Source organism: Peribacillus phoenicis (assembly GCF_047238085.1).
In the GTDB taxonomy this organism is placed as follows: domain Bacteria; phylum Bacillota; class Bacilli; order Bacillales; family DSM-1321; genus Peribacillus.
The window spans coordinates 527,009-547,894 of sequence record NZ_JBDFMF010000001.1; the positions used below are offsets into that span (position 1 = coordinate 527,009).

The following is a 20,886-nucleotide window of genomic DNA, read 5'->3' on the forward strand; positions in this document are numbered from 1 at the left end:
ATGGAAAATTACTCAACAACCACTTTAAAGATGATTAGAAATTTTGATGTAATGCCTGAAAGGGTATTTGATGCATGGGTGGACCCTGGGATGATGAGAAAATGGTTTTTTACATTGGAGGGGACAAATAAAGTGGCACAAAATGATCCTCAAGTGGGAGGAGCTTGGGAGATTATTGATCATCGCGATGGAAAAGATTATCGGGCGATAGGGGAGTACCTTGAAATGGACCGTCCCAATAAATTAGTGTTCACTTTTAAAATGCCGCAATTCAGTGAAGCGGCAGATACAATTACAGTTGAGCTGAAAGAACTTCAAAAGGGCTGTGAAATGACATTTTCACAAAACATCACCGTTCCTCATGAAGAAAATTGGACAGAATCCGATATCGAAAAAGCTCTCGGAGAGTATCACGATGGATCTGAACATGGCTGGAATTTAATGTTTATGGGACTGAAGGAATTGGTTGAAACTGGACAAGTTAGCTATAAAGGCTAATAGTCATTAGCCGCAGTTTGTAGACAAAAGGGAATTCGGAATGGCATCCCGAACCCTGAAGACTTGGAGATCGAAGAAATTTGCGACACTCCTGCCGAATAACTGGCTAGCCGAGACCCCACAGGCGTTTGCGCCGAGGAGGCTTGGCAGACAGTCGGCGGAAAGGGAGCGGGTTTCTGAAAGCAGCTGGAATGTTTTCTTGAAAAAACTGTAGGCTGATCTCACACCGAATTATGTTTAAGACTAAGTTTTTTCCTGTAATCCTTATTGGATTGAAGAAATTTGCGACACTCCTGCCGAATAACTGGCTAGCCGAGACCCCACAGGCGTTTGCGCCGAGGAGGCTTGGCAGACAGTCGGCGGAAAGGGAGCGGATTTCTGAAAGCAGCAGGAATGTTTTCGAAACTCAATTACCGAGTTTGTGCTAATAGTCGTTTGCCAATGAAAAGCTCTTCAAATTAACTGGAGGGCTTTTCGGAATGTATTTTTATATATTGACAATTCCTTTTGAATTGGTAATATTTACTTTATTATTACATATGTGATTTTTAATAGAGGGCGGTTTAATTATGGATGGGAAAATCAGTTACGACGAGTTTAATAAACTGATAGAAAATGGGAAATATTGCAAATTGGTCATTTTATTATGACTAACTTTATGTACATATTTTGTTTATTAGTATGGGGACTGAATTTTATTGCCGTTAAGATTCAAGGTACACCTGTGAGTTTAGAATTATCTTTAACATATCGTTTAGGTTTGACGGCAATCCTATTTTTCATTTTATTATGCATTCTTAGACCTAAAGGAAAACCCAAGAAAAAGGATGTTCCATTTATTATTGTGTTTGGGATTTTTAATTTTGCATTAAGCTATTTATGCCTTTATTACGCCACTATCTTAAGTTCAGCGGCAATGGTTACTTTAATATTTTCATTGAAAGTCATTTTAACACCCATTGCCCTACGTGTTTTTTTGAAGGAACCATTACATCCACGTATCTTAATTGGTGGGATAATTGGTGTGCTGGCTGTTTGTATTGTTATTTATCCGAGTTTAGGTGATATTCATGGATTCAATGATATAAAGGGTATCATGATGGCTGTTCTTGGTACCATCCTTACTGCATTGGGCGATGCAAGCTCAGCTAGAAATGCCAGGAAGAAAGTAAACCCAATCTATGCTAATGTACTTGGATTTACTGCAGGAGGAATTCTTTTAGCGGCAATTGTGTTCATTCAAGGACAAGCCGTCACTTTACCGACATCCATTACATATTTATCTGCTTTGTTCTATTTAACTATATTCGCTTCCTTTGGAGCTTGGCTATTCTACCTCAAGCTTGTAGAAAAAATAGGTGGGGCGAAAAGTGGATACATGGTTGCCCTTTTTCCGGCAATTGGAGGTATAGCTTCAGTGATGATTGGCGAATCAGATCCATCCATTTTCTTGGGAGTTGGCTGTCTTTTCAGTTGTTTAGGTGCCGCTATTGCATTAGGTTTTGGCATGAATATTGGCAAAAGTAATTTGAAAGAAGAAATTAATTCGATTTACAGAGAGGGATGGGACGATGGAAAGTAAATGGCCAAATGATATGAATGTAGCGCAAATCCGGGTTGCACGTCCTACTGATCAACTAAAAAAGGTTGTAAAATTCTATTGTGAAGGATTAGGTTTGAAAAAAATCGGTTCTTTCGAAGGGCACGAGGGATATGACGGCATCATGATCGGGCTTCCTGATTCCAGTTATCATCTGGAGTTTACCCAACATAAGGATGGCAGTCCTTGTCCTGCCCCATCAAAAGATAATCTGCTTGTCTTTTATATTCCTGAACGTAAAACCATTGAGGAAATAACGAATAGGTTGAAAGGTATGGGCTATGAACCGGTTTCTCCGGAAAATCCATATTGGGAAAAATCAGGTGTCACTATTGAAGACCCGGATGGTTGGAGAATTGTATTGATGAATTCGCCCGGCATAGGAAATTAAATTTCAAAATGAAACGACCGAAAAGCATCATGCTTTTCGGTCGTTTCGGGTTTATGAGGACATCGTGATCCCGCCATTGATGTGAATGCACTGTCCTGTTATATAAGCACCTTCATCAGATGCTAGCAGCACGTAGGCACCTGCATGATCTGCCGGCTGCCCAGGGCGGCCAAGCGGTGCTTCGGTACCAAATTCGGCAACGGATTGTTCGTCGAACGTCGCCGGGATGAGCGGAGTCCAAATCGGTCCTGGTGCAACCATATTGACCCGGATCCCTTTTTTAGCCACATTCTGTGCAAGGCTGCGTGTGAATCCGACGATTGCTCCTTTTGTCGCTGTATAATCCATCAAAGTTGCATGACCTCTGTAAGGATTGATCGATGTTGTGTTGATGACCGAGTTGCCTTGTTTCATATGAGGAACCGCGTGCTTGCTCATGTAAAATACTGAATAAATATTGGTGCGGAACGTTTTGTCCCATTGCTCGTCCGTGATATCCTCAATGTTTTCCGTCGGGAATTGCACCGCAGCATTATTGACGAGGATGTCCAGCTTTCCGAACTCGTCCAACGTCTTCATAATCAATTCCTTACAATTCGCCTCCACGGAAACGTCACTTGGAAGTAGGAGGCAGCGAACGCCTTCCGCTTCAATCAGCTGCTTTGTTTCTTCGGCATCACCGTGCTCATCTAAATAATTCACAACCACATGGGCGCCTTCCTTTGCATAAGCAATGGCAACCGCACGTCCGATGCCGCTATCTCCGCCTGTAATCAAGGCAACGCGGTCCTTAAGCTTACCGCTTCCTATGTAATCCCTTGGCTGGATCGGAAGTGGATTCATCTCTGATTCAATGCCAGGCTGTCTGTCCTGTGTTTGTCCGGGCTGTCCATTTTTTTGCTGTTCATAAATATTCAAAGAAAATCTCCTCCTCTTAAACTATTGATCTAGTCATACTTTAGCCGTTAAAAAGTACGGCTAAACATCATCATTCCCACCGATTCCAGCTGTAAACGATTACAAAAATATAGTGAAGAAGGACTTAAGGTGTTCAAAGTTGAATTACATTTAAATAAAACTTTCAGGGGTGTTAATGTGAATTCGATAGAAACAATACAAGAATTGACCACTAAAGAACAATGGTTAGAAGCCTTTCCAATCATGAATCAGTTTCGTACTGACCTTACTCAAAAAACATATCTGGAGTTACTTGAAGAAATGAGGAAAGACGGGTACTGTCTGTATGCTTTATATAAGGATAACCAGGTTGTATCCTTGGCTGGTTTAAGCTGGAGAGTTAACTTTTATAATAAACGTCATGTATTCATTTATGACCTTGTAACAGATTCTGCACACCGCTCATTTGGATATGGAGAGAAGTTATTAAGTTATATTCATAACTGGGCAAAAGAAAACGGAGCTGCATATGTTGCATTGGAATCTGGAATCCAGCGAAACGAAGCCCACCGTTTCTATGAAGAGAAATTAGATTATGATAAATGGTGCTACTCATTTAGAAAAACGCTGTGAGTGGAAATAGCGATGTGAAAAAGCTGAGCATTCAGCTTTTTTTTGTGCCATTGATGGTGTGAATGTAAGACACATTGTCCACTATGTGTATCGGATTATAAACATTTTTAGTAAGCAGAGATCAATATAAAATAAAACTCACGAGTAAATTGCCAAAACTTACGAGTAAATCGGCTGAATTCACGAGTAAATCGCTAAAATTCACGAGTAAATGGCTGAAACTCACGAGTAAACGCCGATTCGACAAATAAAAGCGTGAAAAATTTACGAGTATATGCCCCAATTCACGCATAATAGCCCCAAACTCACTGGAAATGCTCAAAAACATGGTTTGTTTCAATACAATTGGCTGTGTAAGGGTGTAAAGGATATTGAAGAAGGCAATAATTTTCCTTTTATAAGCAGTTATTGGTTCTGGCGGATTTTGTTCATCGTAATCAGTTTATTCATCATGTTTACGACTGTAAATCCATTCTTTCGCTGAAAAACCCAAATTTTTGTAATGATTTATTTAGCCTTGGACATACTTAATTAAGATATCAAAAAGTAACATTTAATTAAGGAGGAAGCCCAATGGCTAACGAAAATATACAAATGAAAATGGAACATATTTGGCAGGAAACATGTGGAACATGGGAAAATTGTACGGAAACCACAATTCAGTCATTCTTGGCAAAATCCGAAGAAAGCAATATAGATCCGCAATATTGCATGAGCTGGGTGGAACAGCATAAAGCCCAAATACCTGAGTGGGATGCCGTTTCAAAAGTGTCGCTAGACTGGGTTAATCAACATACCTCAACGGGTTCACCCATTTCAATCAAGGAAGATTATTAAAAGTTATACTTTTGCTGCTTATGAATGGTTCGAACTCCACTATGTGAAGAGGTGAAGATAGTTGTCAAATAATGAGGAACAAAACGGTAAATCAAATCGTCGGGATCCAGATTACAGAGTTAATGCTTGGGATGAAATGAATGGTGAAGATAAATTTGTACAATCAGCCATCCAAGAGGAATTCAATAATCCAGTAATCGAAGAAACGATCTTGAAGTTCAATAAAATAGCGAATGAAGAAGAAAAGGAAACTTGATTTTGGACGCGCCCTATAGGGCGTTTTTTTTTTTGAAAAGGTAGAAGGAGCCGCTAATAACTTATTATGCAACAGCTTTACCTTTAAATTTTAAAAAAACAATAATATACAAATAAAGGGAAAAGTCATCTTGGTATCGTATAAAGCATAGTATAAATCGTTTTTATTAATAAGTTAGCAATATCAATATTGGGAGTGAGAATCATGGAAACAGCGGTAGAAAGGATTTTTTCTAATGAATTGGTGAAATTGGCTGGAGATTTTTTTCAAGTGAATGCGGGGAATCCGGTTAAACTTGGAGATGCAGAGAACTACGTATTTGAGGTTTACAGGGATGGAACGCCATACATCTTAAGAATGACACATCAATCACATCGTACAAAAGTTCAAGTGCTTGCAGAGTTAAAGTGGATTGAGTATTTACAAAATAATGGTAGTGAAATTCCTAAAGTTCTCTTTTCGAAAGATAATAACTTAGTTGAAATTGTAAAGGGCTCGGATGGTACGGAATTTTATTGTTGCCTGTTTGAAAAAGCCCCTGGTGTAAGGATGAAAGTCACCGATGAAAATTTCAACGAACCTTTATTTTTTGAATGGGGAAGAACCATTGGCCAAATGCATAAACAAACAAAAAGTTATAAGCCTGAAGCAAAATATAAACGGCTGGATTGGTATGAAGAGGAATTATTGAATGTCCAGCTCTATCAACACGATGTACCGGAGCAATTGATGCGCCAACAAGAATTAATCACGAAGAAGTTAAATGCCCTTCCAGTTCATCAAGCTAATTTTGGCTTGATTCATTCTGATATACATAACGGCAATTTCCATTATCATGAGGGGAGGATTCATGTTTTTGACTTTGATGACTGTTCTTATCACTGGTTTGCCAGCGATTTGGCGATCCCTCTGTACTATCTGATGTGGAGTTTGGAACGTGAAGGGATAAAAGGGCTCGATGAATATGCTGCCAAGTTCATGAGGGAATTCATAAAAGGGTATGAGACGGAAAATATCCTGGCACCTGTGGAATACGAAACGATTCCTCTATTTTTAAAGCTAAGGGATTTAACGTTATATAACTTTTTTCATAAAAAGTATGATTTGAAGAATGCGGATCGTTCATTATCCAACACCGTTCAAAAAATCGAACAAAGAATCATGGAAGGCCGAACTATTGTTCACTTCAATCCGAACATGGTTCATTAAGGGGGATTGGCATGTCAGGTGCATATATGGTCCGGACTGGTGTATTGGAAGATGCGGAAGCCGTTTTGGATGTACAGAATTCCGTCATTTCCGAAGGCGAGTATTTTATTACGGTATCGGAGGAGTTCAATAAAACACCAGAACAACAAAGAGATTGGATACGAAGGTTATTGGAAAATGAACGGGAAACCATCATCGTGGCCGATATGAATGATGAAGTGGTTGGATGGATAGCATTTCAAGCGGAAAATAGGAAGAGAATGTCCCACAAGGGCTCATTTGGGGTGATGATCAGAAAAAATTTCAGAGGGATGGGAATTGGAAAAGAGCTTATTGAAGCGTTATTGGATTGGGCAGAAGCCAATCCGTTGATTGAAAAGGTGAGTTTAGGAGTTTTTTCAACAAATCATCGGGCAATATCACTGTATAAAAGGCTGGGGTTTATTGAAGAGGGCCGTAAAATAAAGGAATTCAAGATGAGTGAAAATGAATACGTTGATGATATTATCATGTACAAGTTGGTTTGATCAGACCGAAAGAGCATGAATGGATTCAATACATGCTCTTTCGGTTTTGTTATGTATCTATTTTTATAGTAAAACGATATTTATGTCATGCATTATTTAATTACTCTTACCTTCACTTGCTTTCTTCCCCACGTTAAAGCATCCGCTTCTTTCGCGATGAAGACATCGATTCTGTTTCCTTTGATCGCACCGCCCGTGTCTGCAGCGATGGCTTGTCCATAGCCTTCGACTTCAACGATGGAGCCTAGCGGAATCACGTTCGGATCGACTGCAATCAGTTTGGCATCATCATATTTTTCTAAATCGACGCCCATTCTTGTAGTGCCTGAACATCCCTCGCAGCTCGCTGTATATGCTGTACTTGTTACCGTCAGTTCTTTAACGGCTGAGCTTGCCGAACTGGCTCTTTCTTCTAATTTACTTAAGGTCCGTGCACCGGCTATACCGTCAGCGGATAATCCCTTTTGCTTTTGAAAGTTGATAACGGCTTGCTTTGTACCTGATCCATAAATGCCATCGACCGTTGATGAGTAAACATCCCAGGCTTTCAATAGCCTTTGCAGTTCAGCTACAGGTCTTCCCATATCCCCGCTTTTCAGGACCTGTATTTTCTGATTCGTTTGTGTTCCTGATATTCCATCGACTTTAAGCCCTGATTTTTCCTGAAACTTCTTTACGGATTCCTTTGTAATCGGTCCGTAGTAACCTGTTGCTTCATGATAGGGAAAAACCCCTTTTGTCAGTAATAATTCTTGTAATTCTTTAACATCACTATTACTCATTCCAAATGAAAGTGTGCGATCCTTCGCTGCGGCTTCGCCTTTAGTTGGCATGCAAACTCCTAGAATGAATACAGAAGCCGTTAGGATCGTTAATAAAATTTTCTTCATGTTTATCCTCCTCGTTGTTTCCTGCAATTAAACCATTCGTTAAACTATCACTCTTTTAGGCGCAGTTAAGGAAAAACACCGCGAAGGCACTAAGTAATTGTTAAAACATGTAACAGAAAGAAAAGAAATGAGGCGGAGATCGGGTTACCATATCCTTATTAATTAGCGAATTCTGGAAAAGGGTCAGGCTTCATAGAAACGAACGGAACCGTTTGGTTGAACAGGGGCTTTCATTCATGTACGTTTAAGTTAATAGAAATTCTATTTTAAGATTAAAGGAGGAAATTATTTGATTAAGGCAGTTATTTTCGACTTTGATGGTTTGATTTTAGACACGGAAACGGCTTGGTATGAGGCTTATAAGGAAACGATGGCTTTTTATGAATCTGATTTGCCTCTCGAACATTTTGTTACATGTATCGGAACTGATAATACTGAACTTAATCAGTACTTCAAAGATCGGTTGGGGGAAGGGTGTAATATTGAAGAAATTGAATCCAGAGCAAAAGGCCTCCATGAAGTAAAGATGAAAACATCACAGGCACGTGATGGTGTAAAGGATTATTTAGAAGAAGCAAAAAAAAATGGATATAAAATTGCCCTTGCTTCAAGCTCGACAAAAGAGTGGGTCACTCATCATTTGGGGGAACTCGGACTGTTACACTATTTTGAAGTTATTATCACAGGGGATGAAGTAGAAAAAGTAAAACCAGCGCCTGATTTGTATGTAAAGGCAATTGAAGTTCTGGGCATTCAGCAGACAGAAGCCGTAGCATTTGAAGATTCGTTAAATGGGCTTCAAGCGGCCCTGACTGCTGGTTTAAAATGTGTGATCGTTCCTAATCCCGTGACGGAAGCTTTACCTTTTGAAAATCATCATTTACGCCTCCGTTCCATGGTGGATAAGAGCTTGTCTGACGTCATAAAACATATTGAACAATAAGCGTTCGAAGGAAAGTATAGTATGATAAAGGAATGAAACCGCGCCGAAGATGGCAGAGTCTTCGGTTTTTCTGGTTTTAAAAGTTATATTTTGGTGGGGAGGGTGAGTTTATGGGATTGCATTTCAATGACGAAGGAGTCCGGCTGCGGGAGGTCAAGAAGAGTGATCTTCCTATCTTTTTCGAGCAGCAATTGGATCCTGCCGCAAACTATATGGCTGCTTTCACATCTAAAGATACATCAGACATGGCGGCTTTTTTGACACACTGGAAGAACATCTTATCGAACCGGGATATTCAAAAAATGACCATAATCCACAACGGATGTGTTGCGGGCAGCATTCTCAAGTTTGAACAGTTTAGTAACCCGGAAGTGAGTTATTGGATCGGGAAGCAATATTGGGGGAAAGGAATCGCTACAGATGCACTGCTCCATTTTTTGCCGAAACTAAAAGTCCGTCCTGTTTATGCCCGCGCAGCCAAGGATAATCTTGGTTCCCTCAGGGTGCTAGAGAAATGCGGATTTGAAAGATTCGATGAAGACAAAGGATATTCATATGCAAGAGGCAAAGAGGTTGAAGAATTCATTTTGAAACTTGAAAGTTAAGATAATAATAACAATATCGTTTAGCCTATGAGGAAACGGGTGACATACAATGGGATATAAGATTTTTTCCATCATTTTTATTTTATGCGGTCTTTTTGTAATGTGGTTCGCCATTTTTGGCAAAAAGAAAGAGATCAAAGAGATAGGCATACCAACGAATTTCATCGATGTAATATTAATGATGATATATAAGCTTTTACCTTCCATTATTAGAAAAATCCTTCTTTTTGCATTGGGTCTTGCCATTTCTATCGGATTTACTTATATATTGTTTAAGTTATGAAAAATTTTACTTATTAGATAAAATAATCCTGAAACTTTATTCTTGCGGAATCGTATTAAATGGTAACGATATATAGGAGTTGTTGCTATTTCGAAGGAAAAAAAGTAATGGCGTGTTTATGATAATGGGAATTATGGGGGCGGGAAGTTGACGCCGACGCAGGACTTGATGTTATTTCAAAATAAGGTAAAGGACAGGGAAATATAAAATTCAACTCTATTGATTACAGCTGATTCAAGGGGTGTTTATATCCAAATAGAAGAATATCAGTATAGTAATAATATGCATAATATGGTAATGTTGAATTTGTGTTATTTTGGAAAATATAAAAAAAAAGGAAGGTATTATATGTCTGAATCGGTTCTTAAGGTTCAATCCTTAACTAAAAAAATTGGAAAAGCAACCATCGTAGACAATGTCAGCTTTGAAATAAAAAGCAATGAAATATTTGGTTTGCTTGGTCCGAATGGAGCTGGTAAGACCACGATCATCCGTATGATCACAGGTCTCATCAATCGTACGGGCGGTACTGTCATGATCAACGGCAGTGACCTCGATAATGATTTTGAAGGTGCAATGAATCAATTGGGGGCCATTGTTGAAAATCCGGAGTTTTATAAGTACATGACAGGCAGAAAGAATATCCTGCATTATGCCCGAATGTCATCCAATGACATATCCAATGAGAGAATAGAAGAGGTCATTAAGCTTGTCAAACTGGATCATGCCATCGATAAGAAGGTTAAAACATATTCATTAGGCATGCGTCAGCGCCTTGGAGTGGCACAGGCCATTTTACATAAACCGTCGTTATTGATTTTTGATGAACCGACGAATGGCTTGGATCCGCAAGGGATTCGCGAGTTTCGTGATTATTTGAAAGTACTGGCAAGTGAAGGCGTCGGGATATTGATTTCTTCACATTTACTATCGGAGATGCAATTGATGTGTGATAGTTTTGCCGTTATCGAAAAGGGAAAATTGATACATACGAAAGAACATATTGTTGATGAAAAAACCGAAACGATCAATGAAGTTTCATTCACTGTCAGTGATGAGAAGCTAGCTAAAACAATCCTTCAAGAACAGTTTGCGGATATTGCGATTCTCAAATATGATGCGAAGACAATCTCCGTATCGGCCACCCGAGAACAAACGGCCGAGATAAACAGGAGTTTTAATGTAAATGAACTGGATGTCTTTGAAATTGGCATTACGAGAAAATCGCTGGAAGATAAATTCTTTGAAATCACTGAGCAGGAAATGAGGGAGTCTGTATGATGTCCTTAGTGAAAAATGAATGGATGAAAATCTTTTCAAAAGTATCAACTTATATATTCATCGCTTTTCTATTATTGGCAGCATTAGGGGCTGCAGTCATCGATTATAAACTAAGTCCCGAAGAAACGAGTAAAGATTGGAAGCAAGAATTAAAGGCAGATATACAAGAACAGCAAAAGGCATTGGAATCCACTAAAATCAGTGAAGATGAAAAAGCCGTGATTATGGAAGAGATTAATCACAACAAGCAACTGTTGGCTGATAATATAAACCCTGACTTAAACACGAATTGGACCTATATGGCGGAATGGACTACATCATTAACATCATTTGTCACTTTATTCGTCGTCATTGTTTGCAGCTCGCTCGTTTCCTCGGAATTTTCGGATGGCACCATCAAACAACTGTTGATCAGGCCTTATAAACGTTGGAAGATCCTACTTTCCAAATATATTACTTCCCTGTTATTTGCAGCGTTACTACTTGCCAGCCTGCTTATATTCAGTTATCTAATCGGAATCATATTCTTTGGCAATGGCTCGTATTCAGACAAAATTCTAGATCCTGCATCTTTCGCTGAATTCAGTCCGGTTGTAGTTGGCGACTATTTCGTGGACATGATCGTTTACTGGATACCAGGATTCCTAGTCATCACGACCATCGCTTTCATGTTAAGCACATTATTTAAAAACCAAGCACTTGCAGTAGGTATATCCATTTTCATCCTATTTGCTTCCTCGACATTAAATATGGTTATTCAATCATTCATCGGAAAATACGAGTGGTTAAAGTTCGTCTTATTCCCTCATCTCGATTTAAGGGGCTATATTTCAGGAACCATAGAAATGTTCGATGGAGCTACACTTGGATTCTCGATGGGGGTACTCGGCATCTATTATCTTATCTTTTTAGCGCTAACTTTCTTCTTCTTCCAGAAAAAAGATATCACTAATTAAATAATCCTAACCGGAAAAACCGAAATCAGTGGCTGATTTCGGTTTTTCTTATGTAATAGGAATGTTGCTACTTAGAATCTGGCATAAAGTGAAACCTTTATCCAAAATTATCCGTATAAGATAATATGAGGATATTCAGTTGTGTAATAGTGGTGCAGAATGACTAGGGAAGCCCAATAATTCGGCCTACACACCGATAATTTCGACCTGCGCGAGAATAATCCAGACTACGTTGGAATAATTCGACCTATGCGAAAATAAACCGATAGAGATGGAGCAGATTTAAAGATGGGGAAAATGCATTATAAACGAAAGTTAGTCATTGTACTTATTATTATTGGAACAGCATTAGGTTTCTATGTGTACTCGGCATTCTCTCAAAAATTGACAAAATCAACAGATTTGTCTGATGAATCCATCGGGGGATTTAAAGTGTTGGATAACATATCGAGTCCAGAATTCATTAGGGAATATGGAGAACCCATCGATCAGGATAATAATAATGCTTATGATTATTATTATTGGAAAGGCGGGTTAAAAACGGCCTCTATCAATACAGACGAGGATAAAGGGAAAATCATGAGGTTGATCATTTCAAGTACGGACGACGACCAATTTGAAAACTCCCTTCAAACAAGCAAAGGTATTAAATTAGGAAGTAAGAAAGCGGACGTTCTTTCAAAGTACGGAGATCATTATTATAAAAGTTATGAACAGGGAGCGGATATTATCGGATACATTGACCATAAACGTAATATTACTTTAGAATTCTGGTGTGTACCAGGTGGAAGGGTCGCAGAAATACGATTGGATGATGCAGATGTCATTTAATGATTTCACCATTATCATAGAAAAATGGAAATAGACTAAAATAATTACCAATGCTACTCTTGTCCTGTAAGTATTAAAGAATTTTTTTTATGAAACGAAGTAGGTAGGTGAAAAATGACTAATATCTTATCTCTGGGTATTGTATATGATAATTCATTTGATAAATCTGAAGAATTACAAAGTATAATACAATATTTTTTGAATTTAAAGAGCGATATATTTGGTATAAAGGTAAGTATGGATGAAGACGGTGAGAATTGGTTAGAAAGTGAACGAAATGAAAAAAAAATTATTTTAGACTATACCTTATTAACAGAAAAATATTTTGGAGAAATACAAATTCAACTAAATGACTTTTGGAGTTTGAATGGTTTATCTTTGACGCTTCGTATTGTTAAAGAAAATGATTTCTTTGGGTATCTATTAGATTTTGAAATGGAGCAACTTCTAAATCAATATAGTCTGGATTTAATTAATGATCTAATTATTGATTTAGTAAAAGATATCTATAGCGTAACAAAATTTAAATACGCTTTTTGTAATCATGATTCAGAAATTGAGTACTCTCCTTCACAGTATAAGGATTTGGTGGAAGCCTACTCAATATTAATTTTACCAAGGGTGAAAAATGGCTTTGATGTAATAAAAAACAACTGGCAAATAGACGGTATTACAAGTAGAGATAAAATATAATATTTCCAAATAGATTTAAAATAGATGGTCATGAAGACATCTTCCGAGTTAAAACAGATGGAACAGGAAATACATTATTTTCAAAGGATAAGTAATGAGACTATCACTACTCTTACCTTTTAAAAGACGAATAGAAGCTCTTTGGAGGGAGTCGCTGCAGAGCTTTTCTTTAACAAGCATTTCGAGCCTATCAAGTTTAATGAATATGCTAAATATTACTACTAAGAGGTGAATAAGCGTGGAATTGAAGTATACATGCCCATGCTGTGGTTACAAAACTTTAGATGAAGAGCCTCCAGGAACGTATGATATTTGTGAAATCTGTTTTTGGGAAGATGATGGTTACCAATATGAACATCAAGATGAGGATGGAGCAAATTATGTTTCATTTAGAGAAGCACAAAAAAATTATAAAAAATTTGGGGCTAAAAGCGAAAGAAGTTTACAATTTGTAAGAAAGCCTAATAATTCCGAAATAAAAGATCTAAATTGGAAACCTTTAGAATAACAGGCTCACATTTGGGGTTTACGGCGTCGGACTATAACTTCCCTAATAACAAGTATAGTAAGAAGAAAATATAGTTGTATAAAAAAAGTTAGGGCTGCTGGTATTAGCAGTCCTATTTTAAAAGTTATATTTACTAGGGGTGTAAAGATTTTGAAAAACGACAAGAAGAATGTATTTTCCATGATTTTTCATGAAACTGTATTGGATATTTTTTTAAAATTATCATTTTTGGTGATTTTGCTTATAATGTTCATTACTGGTTATTTTTATGTGCAGATAATATTTTATCTATTGGGACTTTATTACATTATTAAAAGTACAAAGCGATTTAATGAAAATAAGTCTACTATAGATTTTATCTCTACACTCTTATTTGGCTTTCTTTTTATAGTAATAGGATATTTTATGGAACCTATGAACATACTGAAAATTTTTGAAATATAATGTTTACCGATAATTACTTTGTTCCCTGTCTAGGTCAAGTAGCTTTAAGCAATGCCACAGGGAAAGAGATATTTCAATTCCCCACAAAAACAAAGGTGTTGATGCTAAATCTCCAATTTTCTCTTATGACCCGTTATTTTTAATGAGTAGGTAGGTAAAATGAAAAAATACTTAGTTATTTTAGTGCTGATGGTTTTAGTAATGGGGTGTGAAAATGAACAACCGAAAGGATTGGAAGCGCCTGAAATGCCTAATGTAACCGGGAATTCATATGGTAATATGATCAATCACGGATTTGTCGCTAAGCAGGACAACCTTTTAATTTATATGAAATTTAATGATTCCACTATTCCGTTTAGCAATAATGCCATTATGGCAAAAAAAGAAGATGGGACAAACGAGGTAAAACTCACTTCAAAAGGCTTTGGTGATATACATGTAATCAAGGAATGGGTTTATTATACAGTAGTGCCCTTTTCAGATGTACCGATGTTATATCGAGTAAAATTGGATGGATCGGAAAGAGAAAAATTAGTCAAAGGTGCTGACTATGTTCAAGTAAAAAATGATCAGGTTTACTATTATGATTCGATTAAGAATGGTATTTATAAAATGAACTTGGACGGGACGGATAAGGTTCAAATCTATTCACCAAAACCGGAAGTTACAATGAATTTCTACGTTGATCGTGAACAGATTTACTTTTATAAACCTATAGATGAAGATGGTGATGAAGGAAAACTATATTCGATGTCACTAAACGGAGAAAATATAAAGAAATTAAATGATACAGTTTCGTATACTCAGATTATTGATGATGCAGATGAGCATTTTCTCTATTATACAGATACAGAAGAGCACTTGTATAAAGTCGATAAACAAAATGGTAAGGAAATAAAAATAAAAGATCAGAAGTTTTCATCCTTAATCGTTGATGAAAATTGGATTTATTACTTGAATCCAAGTGATAAGTACCATATCTATAAGATGAAAAAGAATGGCGAACAAAATCAATTACTACTAGATAAAGAAGTATCCGATATAAATATGCTGGATAATTGGATCTACTACAAAATAGATGGTCATGAAGACATCTTCCGAGTTAAAACAGATGGAACAGGAAATACATTATTTTCAAAGCGTAAATAAAGTAAAGCGCCTATTACTCCTGTAGTTTTGTAAAATACTAATAGATTTGAAGAAAGCTTTGTGGAATGGGATTTTCTACAGAGCTTTTCTTTTTTTGAGGAAGACAGTTTCTACCTGCGGAGGGACCAAATATATAATAATAAGAAAAACACCCCTTTTACATGGGGAGGTCCATATTAAAGAATTTGGCCGTTTAAGTAAATAAGAAAGCGATGCGATAAAGAATATGTTCATAAACAATTTCATCTATCATTACATCATTTATCCGATCATATTTGTTGGGGTATATGTTTTATTTGCTATTTTTAAGCTTGATGATACCCCCGTTCCTATAAGTGATGCTATGCATATGATTTTAATCTATTATTTTGCAATTAGTGTGTATAATGCTTTGCCTACCATAAAATCTAACCGAAATAAAAAAGGTAGCCAATAAAAACAGTACTCAATGGAATTTACATATTTTTGCATGAATTCCGAAACCATTTATTCCCATTATCCGTATATGTAAGTATGAACGGTGCTGGGAAGCTCCGGTATTTATAAGCATTTATCATTTTAATAAATTTGGGAGATGAAGGATCATGAGCGAAAAGGGTTGTATGAAATGCGGAAGCAATGGTGCTGCTAAGAAGGATGTAGCGATGACAGGAACAGGCTTGTCAAAAATGTTCGATGTCCAGAATAATCAATTTACGGTTGTGTATTGCAAGCAGTGCGGTTATTCGGAGTTTTATAATAAGCAATCATCTGCAGGCAGTAATCTGCTGGATTTATTCTTTGGATGATCACTGGCACGGAAAGAATCCCCTTTTTCATGAAAAGGGGATTCTTGTTTTTTTCGTAATGCCCATTACCAGATGAAGTGGTCTTGAACGAATTTTGTAAATTCCTTTGCTGCTGGTGATAGGTGTTTAGATGATTTCATGACCAATCCTATCTCCCGGGAAAGTTCCGGGTTCAAGGGCAGGCTTTTGATGCGTTCGGGTTTTTCCGGTAAAGCCAGGTCGGGCATAATCGTGATGCCTAATTTTCCTGCTACCATTGAGAGCACCGTTTGATTGTCTTTAATGTCGTATGAAATGTTTGGTTTTATCTTGGCTTCCAGGAATCTATCTTCTATAAGTGTTTCACAGCCGGATCGCAGCATGATGAATGGTTGACCAACGAAGTCTTCTAGGTTCAATAAGGTTTTCCCTGAAAGCGAATGGCCTTCGTATACGACAGCTGATAGAGGATCATTTAGCAGAGGGATGAATTCCACGTTCTTTACTGGTTTTGCTGCAAAGCCGATGTCCACTGTTCCTTCTTCGATCCATTTTAAGATTTCCTCATATCCACCTTCATGAATCAGCAAGTCGATATTAGGGTATTTTTCTTTAAAGATAGAGAATAGCTTTGGTATGAATCTGGCAGTGAAGCTTGGAAAACTGCCAATCGTTATTTTACCGATTTCCATTCCATTCACAGCTGCAATCTTTTGTTCAATATGTGCAAGGTTGGCAGCGATGGCCCGCATATGTGGAATAACCTGTTCTCCCGCAGTCGTGAGTGATATACCTTTTCGGTCACGCTTTAATAAAGTCACACCAAGTTCCGTTTCAAGTGCTGTAATGTTATGGCTCACGCCTGATTGAGTCAGTCCGATCCGGTCTCCCGCTTTCGTAAAACTTCCGTGTTCAACAACATGTAAAAAGACTTCCAGTTGAAAAAAATTCAAATGCCCCACACCTTTCTTCTAATGAATTATACATGAGAAACACTAATCCAAGTAATGAAAAACATTCATTTTACTTATGGATTGGTCGAGAATACAATAAAATTAAAAATTAAAATACGAATGGGTGATGGGAAAATGATGAAACGAAAATACGGGCAAATTTTTTCACCGTACACGCTTTCTAATGGAACGGTTCTTAAAAACAGGATTGTAGTTGCCCCGATGACCACTTATTCAGGTCAAGAGGATGGCTTGGTTTCTGACGAGGAATTAGCTTACTATAAAAGAAGGGCAGATGGACCTGCGTTGTTCATTACTGCCGCTGCCGCCATTTCCCCTGTTGCGACAAGCTTTCCCCGGCAAATGAAAGTATATGATGAACAAAGCATAGCTGGACTCACAGAGCTTTCAAAAGCAATCAAATCCAAAGGTGCAAAAGCCATTCTCCAGCTTCATCATGGCGGAAGCGAGAGCCTTCCAAGCTGTACGGGCGGAGAAAAAATGGTTAGTCCGAGCGGAATCATTGCAAGCGTTTATAAAGAAAAGGGCGGGGAGTACATTCCAAGGTCAATGAGCCACACTGAGATTCTATACACTATTCAAGACTTTGGAAGAGCAACACGCCATGCCATTCGTTCAGGATTCGACGGCGTGGAAATCCATGGAGCGAATGGATATCTCATTCAGCAGTTTTTCTCACCCCACTCTAACAGACGGAGAGATCATTGGGGAGGGAGTTTGGAGAATAGAATGCATTTTCCACTTGCCGTCATCGCGGAGGTGAAGCGAATCCGTGATCTATACGCAGACAAGGAATTCATTATTGGATATCGCTTCTCCCCCGAGGAACCGGAAGAAGGCGGATTGAAAATGGATGATACAGCTGCGTTGGTAGATAAATTGGCAACCCAAGGGCTTTCCTATTTACATCTTTCTGTTAAAAATGTCTGGTCCATGCCTAGAAGCGGATTGAACAAGGGGTTAACAAGGAGCGAAATTTTCCGCGATGTCATAGCTGGCAGGACCAGTTTCATATCTCTTGGATCGATTCATACTCCAGAGGAAGCAAATGCTGTGCTTGAGAAAAATATACCGCTTTTCGCATTAGGAAGAGAATTACTGATGGAACCGGACTGGGCCGCCAAAATACAGGAAGGCAGGGAAGACGAGATCATGACGACCTTGCCGCGTGATAGCAGGTGTAAATTAAGTATTCCGGATCAAATGTGGTCAAATATCATTACTCGTGACGGCATGCCCGAGAAATGATAGTATGAATGTAAAAAATGGAAATTTTATGAGGGGAAATTAAATGAATAAAATAGCACTTCTTCAACTGTCTCTAGCAATGACAATCTTTGGTTCTGTCGGTTTCTTTTCAGAACTATCAGGACTACCCGCATTGGAACTGGTTTTTGTTCGCTGCATTTGTGCTGCCATATTCTTATGTGCAGCCTGGATGATTACCGGACATTTCAAGAACGAAATTTGGAATGGCAGGGAGGTAATGCTCATCATTTTCTGCGCGGTGGCCAACTTGTTAAACTGGATATTCCTCTTTAAATCTTTTGAGCTGATATCGGTGACAATCGCCATTTCGCTTTATCATTTAGCGCCGATCCTTGTACTCATTATAGGGAGCCTCATCTTTAGGGAGAAAATGAATGTATTCTCCATCTTGGCCATTTCCCTTTGCTTCATTGGCACATTACTCATTATGGGAACAGATGGATTTCGATCATCATCTCCTGAATGGGAAGGGATCATGTATGGAATCATTGCTGCCTTTTTCTATGCGGCAACCATGCTTTTAGGAAAGAGCATTACAAAGACCAGTGTATATGCGACCACATTTCTGCAAATGTTCATTGGATTTCTATTACTGATTCCTTTTGTCGATTATTCCGTATATACAACTTTAAATTCTTCCGAATGGTTTTATACGGTGCTTACCGGCATCATCCATACAGGCGTCGTGTATTTGCTGTTTTTTAATAGTATTCGCCATTTGCCTACAAATGTAGTATCTTTCATGATTTTTGTCGATCCGGCAGTTGCCATCCTTTTGGATATTCTGCTTTCAGGATTTAAACCGGACGGTATTCAAGTTCTCGGTATTTCCTTGATATTTATTGGGGTAGTCTATTCACTTAAGACGACTAGACCGACTGAAAATGAAGTCATGCAGAAAAGGCCGCACACAATGTGAGGCCTTTTTCCTTTATGCATTTACCTATTGATTAAAATGATAGACATCCCATATGTCAGGGGTTTCTGATCCAATGTACCAAGCAGCTGCACCGCCTAGATGATTTTGTTTTACCAGGTCAATACGGAGCTTCATCGATTTTTTATCCTCTATCCAAATTTGATGCTTTTTCCCTTTGGAAGTATACTCCACGTAATTTTGTTGAGTCTTTTTATCCCATACCTTTTTAAGTTTATGAGATGAAATGATATTGTTGACCTCAGCCATGGTACGGTCATGACTTTTCACTTTTTTGGTCGACAAATCGGTCACCCATTCTCTCGTATAAAATGGTACAGCCAATATGATCTTATGAGCAGGTACTTCTTTCATTAAAAGCTTGGTTCCTTCTTTGATCCAAGGTAACGAGGAAACGGACCCGGCTACTGGGCTCCCTCCCCAATGCTCGTCATAACCCATTATGATTATATAGTCCGCTATTTTGCCAAGTGCTTTCCTATCTAGGCTTTTTGACCAATAAGGGTCGTCATTTTCTCGGGTGACATCCACAGACACTTTAATTCCATGCGGTTTTAGTGCCTTTTTTAGTTCGCCAATGAAAAGTACAAAGTCCTTCTTATTTTTGGGGTCGATGTTTTCGAAATCTACATTTATTCCATCACTTTTCGTTTTAACAAGTGAATCGCGTAAAGCTGAAACTAATTTCTGGCGTTTTTTGGTATTGCCTAGTACTGAATCAGTTAAAACAGGGTCAAATTTATTCCCGATAAGCTGCCAAACTTGTTTTCCTTGTTTATGGGCAGCTTGGATGTATTTTGTATCTACAGAAACGGAAACGTAATTACCGGTATCCGTCAGCGTATAAGAACGGGGAGATACTACATTCAAATTGGGGTGTTTAAGTTGCTGGGTATAGCTTTCTTTTGATCCATTATGCTTCCAGCCCATGACGATACGGTTTTGCGCCTTTTTTTGAAGCTGGGATTTCTTTATCCATCCCTTTTTTCCGCCAAGCAATTGAACCTGGTAGTAATAATCCGGAACCTTCAATTTTTGGCCAACTTTAAGGGTAACCGTATGTAAGTTATTTAATTTCGTCAAATCACTTGTTGTTACCTTGTATTTATTAGAGATCTTCCACAATGTATCTCCTGATACAACCTTATGGATCTTATATTTCTGGGGGATCTTCAGGTTTTGGCCAACAGTTATTTCGGAAGAGGTTAATTTATTTACTTTTTGCAGCTCACTTACTGAAACACCATATTGATTTGCCACTTTCCATAATGTGTTTCCAGGCTTCACTTTATGAATGATAGGACCTGCGGAATCCCCAACGGAAGAAGAAATGACGGGAAACGCCTCGCCCTTTTTTAAGGTCTTTAATAGGGTAGAACCTAATTTAGGAGAACTAAAAACTTTTGTATTGTCCACTTTAACAGAACCTATGGATTGGTTTTTACTTGAAGAATGACCACTGATTGGAAAGAGACACATACAAAGAAGGCTTAACATAATAAAACATC

General features: G+C 38.1%; 25 protein-coding genes. 21 read left to right on the plus strand and 4 right to left on the minus strand.

Annotated features, from left to right (window positions below):
• From ABC374_RS02680 to ABC374_RS02695, 4 genes are all read left to right on the plus strand, one after another.
• Positions 1-498: an SRPBCC family protein gene (locus ABC374_RS02680; RefSeq protein ID WP_413015747.1), complete on the plus strand. Its 498-nt coding sequence runs from the start codon at positions 1-3 to the stop codon at positions 496-498.
• 40 nt (positions 499-538) lie between these two features.
• Positions 539-712, plus strand: a complete 174-nt coding sequence (locus ABC374_RS02685; RefSeq protein WP_413015749.1) for a hypothetical protein — start codon at positions 539-541, stop codon at positions 710-712.
• Between the two features lie 432 nt (positions 713-1,144).
• Positions 1,145-2,080, plus strand: a complete 936-nt coding sequence (locus tag ABC374_RS02690; RefSeq protein ID WP_413020248.1) for a DMT family transporter — start codon at positions 1,145-1,147, stop codon at positions 2,078-2,080.
• Positions 2,070-2,489: a VOC family protein gene (locus tag ABC374_RS02695; RefSeq protein ID WP_413015751.1), complete on the plus strand. Its 420-nt coding sequence runs from the start codon at positions 2,070-2,072 to the stop codon at positions 2,487-2,489. Before ABC374_RS02690 ends, ABC374_RS02695 begins: the two co-directional genes overlap by 11 nt.
• 51 nt (positions 2,490-2,540) lie before the next feature.
• Here the strand turns inward: ABC374_RS02695 and ABC374_RS02700 are convergent, their stop codons facing one another.
• The gene (locus ABC374_RS02700) at positions 2,541-3,407 is read right to left on the minus strand and encodes an SDR family oxidoreductase (RefSeq protein ID WP_413015753.1); all 867 of its coding nucleotides are present in this window, start codon (positions 3,405-3,407) and stop codon (positions 2,541-2,543) included.
• Positions 3,408-3,584: 177 nt separating this feature from the next.
• On the opposite strand from ABC374_RS02700, the gene ABC374_RS02705 reads away from it, so the two are divergent.
• The 5 genes from ABC374_RS02705 (at position 3,585) to ABC374_RS02725 (ending at position 6,848) form a co-directional block, all read left to right on the plus strand.
• Complete coding sequence (locus ABC374_RS02705; protein ID WP_413015755.1) at positions 3,585-4,019, plus strand: GNAT family N-acetyltransferase; 435 nt, start codon at positions 3,585-3,587, stop codon at positions 4,017-4,019.
• A 573-nt stretch (positions 4,020-4,592) separates the two neighbouring features.
• The gene (locus tag ABC374_RS02710; RefSeq protein ID WP_413015757.1) at positions 4,593-4,856 is read left to right on the plus strand and encodes a hypothetical protein; all 264 of its coding nucleotides are present in this window, start codon (positions 4,593-4,595) and stop codon (positions 4,854-4,856) included.
• A gap of 61 nt (positions 4,857-4,917) precedes the next feature.
• Entirely contained in the window at positions 4,918-5,112 is a 195-nt protein-coding gene (locus ABC374_RS02715; protein WP_350301425.1) for a hypothetical protein, read from the plus strand.
• 204 nt (positions 5,113-5,316) lie between these two features.
• Positions 5,317-6,321, plus strand: a complete 1,005-nt coding sequence (locus ABC374_RS02720) for a phosphotransferase enzyme family protein (protein WP_413015759.1) — start codon at positions 5,317-5,319, stop codon at positions 6,319-6,321.
• An 11-nt stretch (positions 6,322-6,332) separates the two neighbouring features.
• Positions 6,333-6,848, plus strand: a complete 516-nt coding sequence (locus ABC374_RS02725; protein WP_413015761.1) for a GNAT family N-acetyltransferase — start codon at positions 6,333-6,335, stop codon at positions 6,846-6,848.
• Positions 6,849-6,940: 92 nt separating this feature from the next.
• Here ABC374_RS02725 and ABC374_RS02730 read toward each other — a convergent pair whose 3' ends face one another.
• On the minus strand, positions 6,941-7,738 hold the full coding sequence (locus ABC374_RS02730; RefSeq protein ID WP_350301428.1) for a peptidoglycan-binding protein: 798 nt from the start codon (positions 7,736-7,738) through the stop codon (positions 6,941-6,943).
• Between the two features lie 292 nt (positions 7,739-8,030).
• Between ABC374_RS02730 and ABC374_RS02735 the strand changes: the two genes are divergently transcribed.
• The 10 genes from ABC374_RS02735 (at position 8,031) to ABC374_RS02780 (ending at position 16,219) form a co-directional block, all read left to right on the plus strand.
• Positions 8,031-8,681 carry an HAD family hydrolase gene (locus ABC374_RS02735; RefSeq protein ID WP_413020250.1) on the plus strand — a complete coding sequence of 217 codons (651 nt, stop codon included), beginning with the start codon at positions 8,031-8,033 and terminating at the stop codon, positions 8,679-8,681.
• A 110-nt stretch (positions 8,682-8,791) separates the two neighbouring features.
• Positions 8,792-9,286 (plus strand): GNAT family N-acetyltransferase, encoded by a 495-nt coding sequence (locus ABC374_RS02740; RefSeq protein ID WP_413015764.1) that lies wholly within the window; start codon positions 8,792-8,794, stop codon positions 9,284-9,286.
• Positions 9,287-9,335: 49 nt separating this feature from the next.
• Positions 9,336-9,569, plus strand: a complete 234-nt coding sequence (locus ABC374_RS02745) for a hypothetical protein (RefSeq protein ID WP_413015766.1) — start codon at positions 9,336-9,338, stop codon at positions 9,567-9,569.
• Positions 9,570-9,917: 348 nt separating this feature from the next.
• Entirely contained in the window at positions 9,918-10,850 is a 933-nt protein-coding gene (locus ABC374_RS02750; protein ID WP_413015768.1) for an ABC transporter ATP-binding protein, read from the plus strand.
• Positions 10,847-11,806 (plus strand): ABC transporter permease, encoded by a 960-nt coding sequence (locus tag ABC374_RS02755; RefSeq protein ID WP_350301432.1) that lies wholly within the window; start codon positions 10,847-10,849, stop codon positions 11,804-11,806. The genes ABC374_RS02750 and ABC374_RS02755 overlap by 4 nt, the downstream gene beginning before the upstream one ends.
• 288 nt (positions 11,807-12,094) lie before the next feature.
• Positions 12,095-12,637: a hypothetical protein gene (locus tag ABC374_RS02760; protein ID WP_413015770.1), complete on the plus strand. Its 543-nt coding sequence runs from the start codon at positions 12,095-12,097 to the stop codon at positions 12,635-12,637.
• A gap of 114 nt (positions 12,638-12,751) precedes the next feature.
• Positions 12,752-13,330, plus strand: a complete 579-nt coding sequence (locus ABC374_RS02765; protein WP_413015772.1) for an Imm64 family immunity protein — start codon at positions 12,752-12,754, stop codon at positions 13,328-13,330.
• A 244-nt stretch (positions 13,331-13,574) separates the two neighbouring features.
• Positions 13,575-13,838, plus strand: coding sequence for a CPCC family cysteine-rich protein (locus ABC374_RS02770; protein ID WP_413020252.1), 264 nt, complete (start codon positions 13,575-13,577; stop codon positions 13,836-13,838).
• Positions 13,839-14,441: 603 nt separating this feature from the next.
• Positions 14,442-15,431 carry a DUF5050 domain-containing protein gene (locus ABC374_RS02775; RefSeq protein WP_413015774.1) on the plus strand — a complete coding sequence of 330 codons (990 nt, stop codon included), beginning with the start codon at positions 14,442-14,444 and terminating at the stop codon, positions 15,429-15,431.
• Between the two features lie 584 nt (positions 15,432-16,015).
• Entirely contained in the window at positions 16,016-16,219 is a 204-nt protein-coding gene (locus ABC374_RS02780) for a zinc ribbon domain-containing protein (protein WP_413015776.1), read from the plus strand.
• 65 nt (positions 16,220-16,284) lie between these two features.
• On the opposite strand, the gene ABC374_RS02785 is transcribed toward ABC374_RS02780, so the two are convergent.
• Positions 16,285-17,151, minus strand: coding sequence for a LysR family transcriptional regulator (locus tag ABC374_RS02785; RefSeq protein ID WP_413015778.1), 867 nt, complete (start codon positions 17,149-17,151; stop codon positions 16,285-16,287).
• A gap of 135 nt (positions 17,152-17,286) precedes the next feature.
• Here ABC374_RS02785 and ABC374_RS02790 point away from each other — a divergent pair, with 135 nt between their 5' ends.
• Both ABC374_RS02790 and ABC374_RS02795 read left to right on the plus strand, forming a co-directional pair.
• On the plus strand, positions 17,287-18,420 hold the full coding sequence (locus ABC374_RS02790) for an NADH-dependent flavin oxidoreductase (RefSeq protein WP_413015780.1): 1,134 nt from the start codon (positions 17,287-17,289) through the stop codon (positions 18,418-18,420).
• Between the two features lie 43 nt (positions 18,421-18,463).
• Positions 18,464-19,360, plus strand: a complete 897-nt coding sequence (locus ABC374_RS02795; RefSeq protein ID WP_350301437.1) for a DMT family transporter — start codon at positions 18,464-18,466, stop codon at positions 19,358-19,360.
• A gap of 24 nt (positions 19,361-19,384) precedes the next feature.
• Here ABC374_RS02795 and ABC374_RS02800 read toward each other — a convergent pair whose 3' ends face one another.
• Positions 19,385-20,875 (minus strand): LysM peptidoglycan-binding domain-containing protein, encoded by a 1,491-nt coding sequence (locus tag ABC374_RS02800; RefSeq protein WP_350301438.1) that lies wholly within the window; start codon positions 20,873-20,875, stop codon positions 19,385-19,387.
• Between the last annotated feature and the right edge of the window lie 11 nt (positions 20,876-20,886).

Excerpts from the sequence above, each read along its gene's own strand:
- ABC374_RS02780 (WP_413015776.1), top strand. The coding sequence starts at position 16,016 with ATGAGCGAAAAGGGTTGTATGAAATGCGGAAGCAATGGTGCTGCTAAG.
- ABC374_RS02710 (WP_413015757.1), top strand. The coding sequence starts at position 4,593 with ATGGCTAACGAAAATATACAAATGAAAATGGAACATATTTGGCAGGAA.
- ABC374_RS02750 (WP_413015768.1), top strand. The coding sequence starts at position 9,918 with ATGTCTGAATCGGTTCTTAAGGTTCAATCCTTAACTAAAAAAATTGGA.
- ABC374_RS02695 (WP_413015751.1), top strand. The coding sequence starts at position 2,070 with ATGGAAAGTAAATGGCCAAATGATATGAATGTAGCGCAAATCCGGGTT.
- ABC374_RS02720 (WP_413015759.1), top strand. The coding sequence starts at position 5,317 with ATGGAAACAGCGGTAGAAAGGATTTTTTCTAATGAATTGGTGAAATTG.
- ABC374_RS02755 (WP_350301432.1), top strand. The coding sequence starts at position 10,847 with ATGATGTCCTTAGTGAAAAATGAATGGATGAAAATCTTTTCAAAAGTA.
- ABC374_RS02730 (WP_350301428.1), bottom strand. The coding sequence starts at position 7,738 with ATGAAGAAAATTTTATTAACGATCCTAACGGCTTCTGTATTCATTCTA.
- ABC374_RS02690 (WP_413020248.1), top strand. The coding sequence starts at position 1,145 with ATGACTAACTTTATGTACATATTTTGTTTATTAGTATGGGGACTGAAT.
- ABC374_RS02680 (WP_413015747.1), top strand. The coding sequence starts at position 1 with ATGGAAAATTACTCAACAACCACTTTAAAGATGATTAGAAATTTTGAT.
- ABC374_RS02790 (WP_413015780.1), top strand. The coding sequence starts at position 17,287 with ATGATGAAACGAAAATACGGGCAAATTTTTTCACCGTACACGCTTTCT.
- ABC374_RS02800 (WP_350301438.1), bottom strand. The coding sequence starts at position 20,875 with ATGTTAAGCCTTCTTTGTATGTGTCTCTTTCCAATCAGTGGTCATTCT.
- ABC374_RS02745 (WP_413015766.1), top strand. The coding sequence starts at position 9,336 with ATGGGATATAAGATTTTTTCCATCATTTTTATTTTATGCGGTCTTTTT.
- ABC374_RS02740 (WP_413015764.1), top strand. The coding sequence starts at position 8,792 with ATGGGATTGCATTTCAATGACGAAGGAGTCCGGCTGCGGGAGGTCAAG.
- ABC374_RS02795 (WP_350301437.1), top strand. The coding sequence starts at position 18,464 with ATGAATAAAATAGCACTTCTTCAACTGTCTCTAGCAATGACAATCTTT.
- ABC374_RS02685 (WP_413015749.1), top strand. The coding sequence starts at position 539 with ATGGCATCCCGAACCCTGAAGACTTGGAGATCGAAGAAATTTGCGACA.
- ABC374_RS02725 (WP_413015761.1), top strand. The coding sequence starts at position 6,333 with ATGTCAGGTGCATATATGGTCCGGACTGGTGTATTGGAAGATGCGGAA.
- ABC374_RS02775 (WP_413015774.1), top strand. The coding sequence starts at position 14,442 with ATGAAAAAATACTTAGTTATTTTAGTGCTGATGGTTTTAGTAATGGGG.
- ABC374_RS02760 (WP_413015770.1), top strand. The coding sequence starts at position 12,095 with ATGGGGAAAATGCATTATAAACGAAAGTTAGTCATTGTACTTATTATT.
- ABC374_RS02765 (WP_413015772.1), top strand. The coding sequence starts at position 12,752 with ATGACTAATATCTTATCTCTGGGTATTGTATATGATAATTCATTTGAT.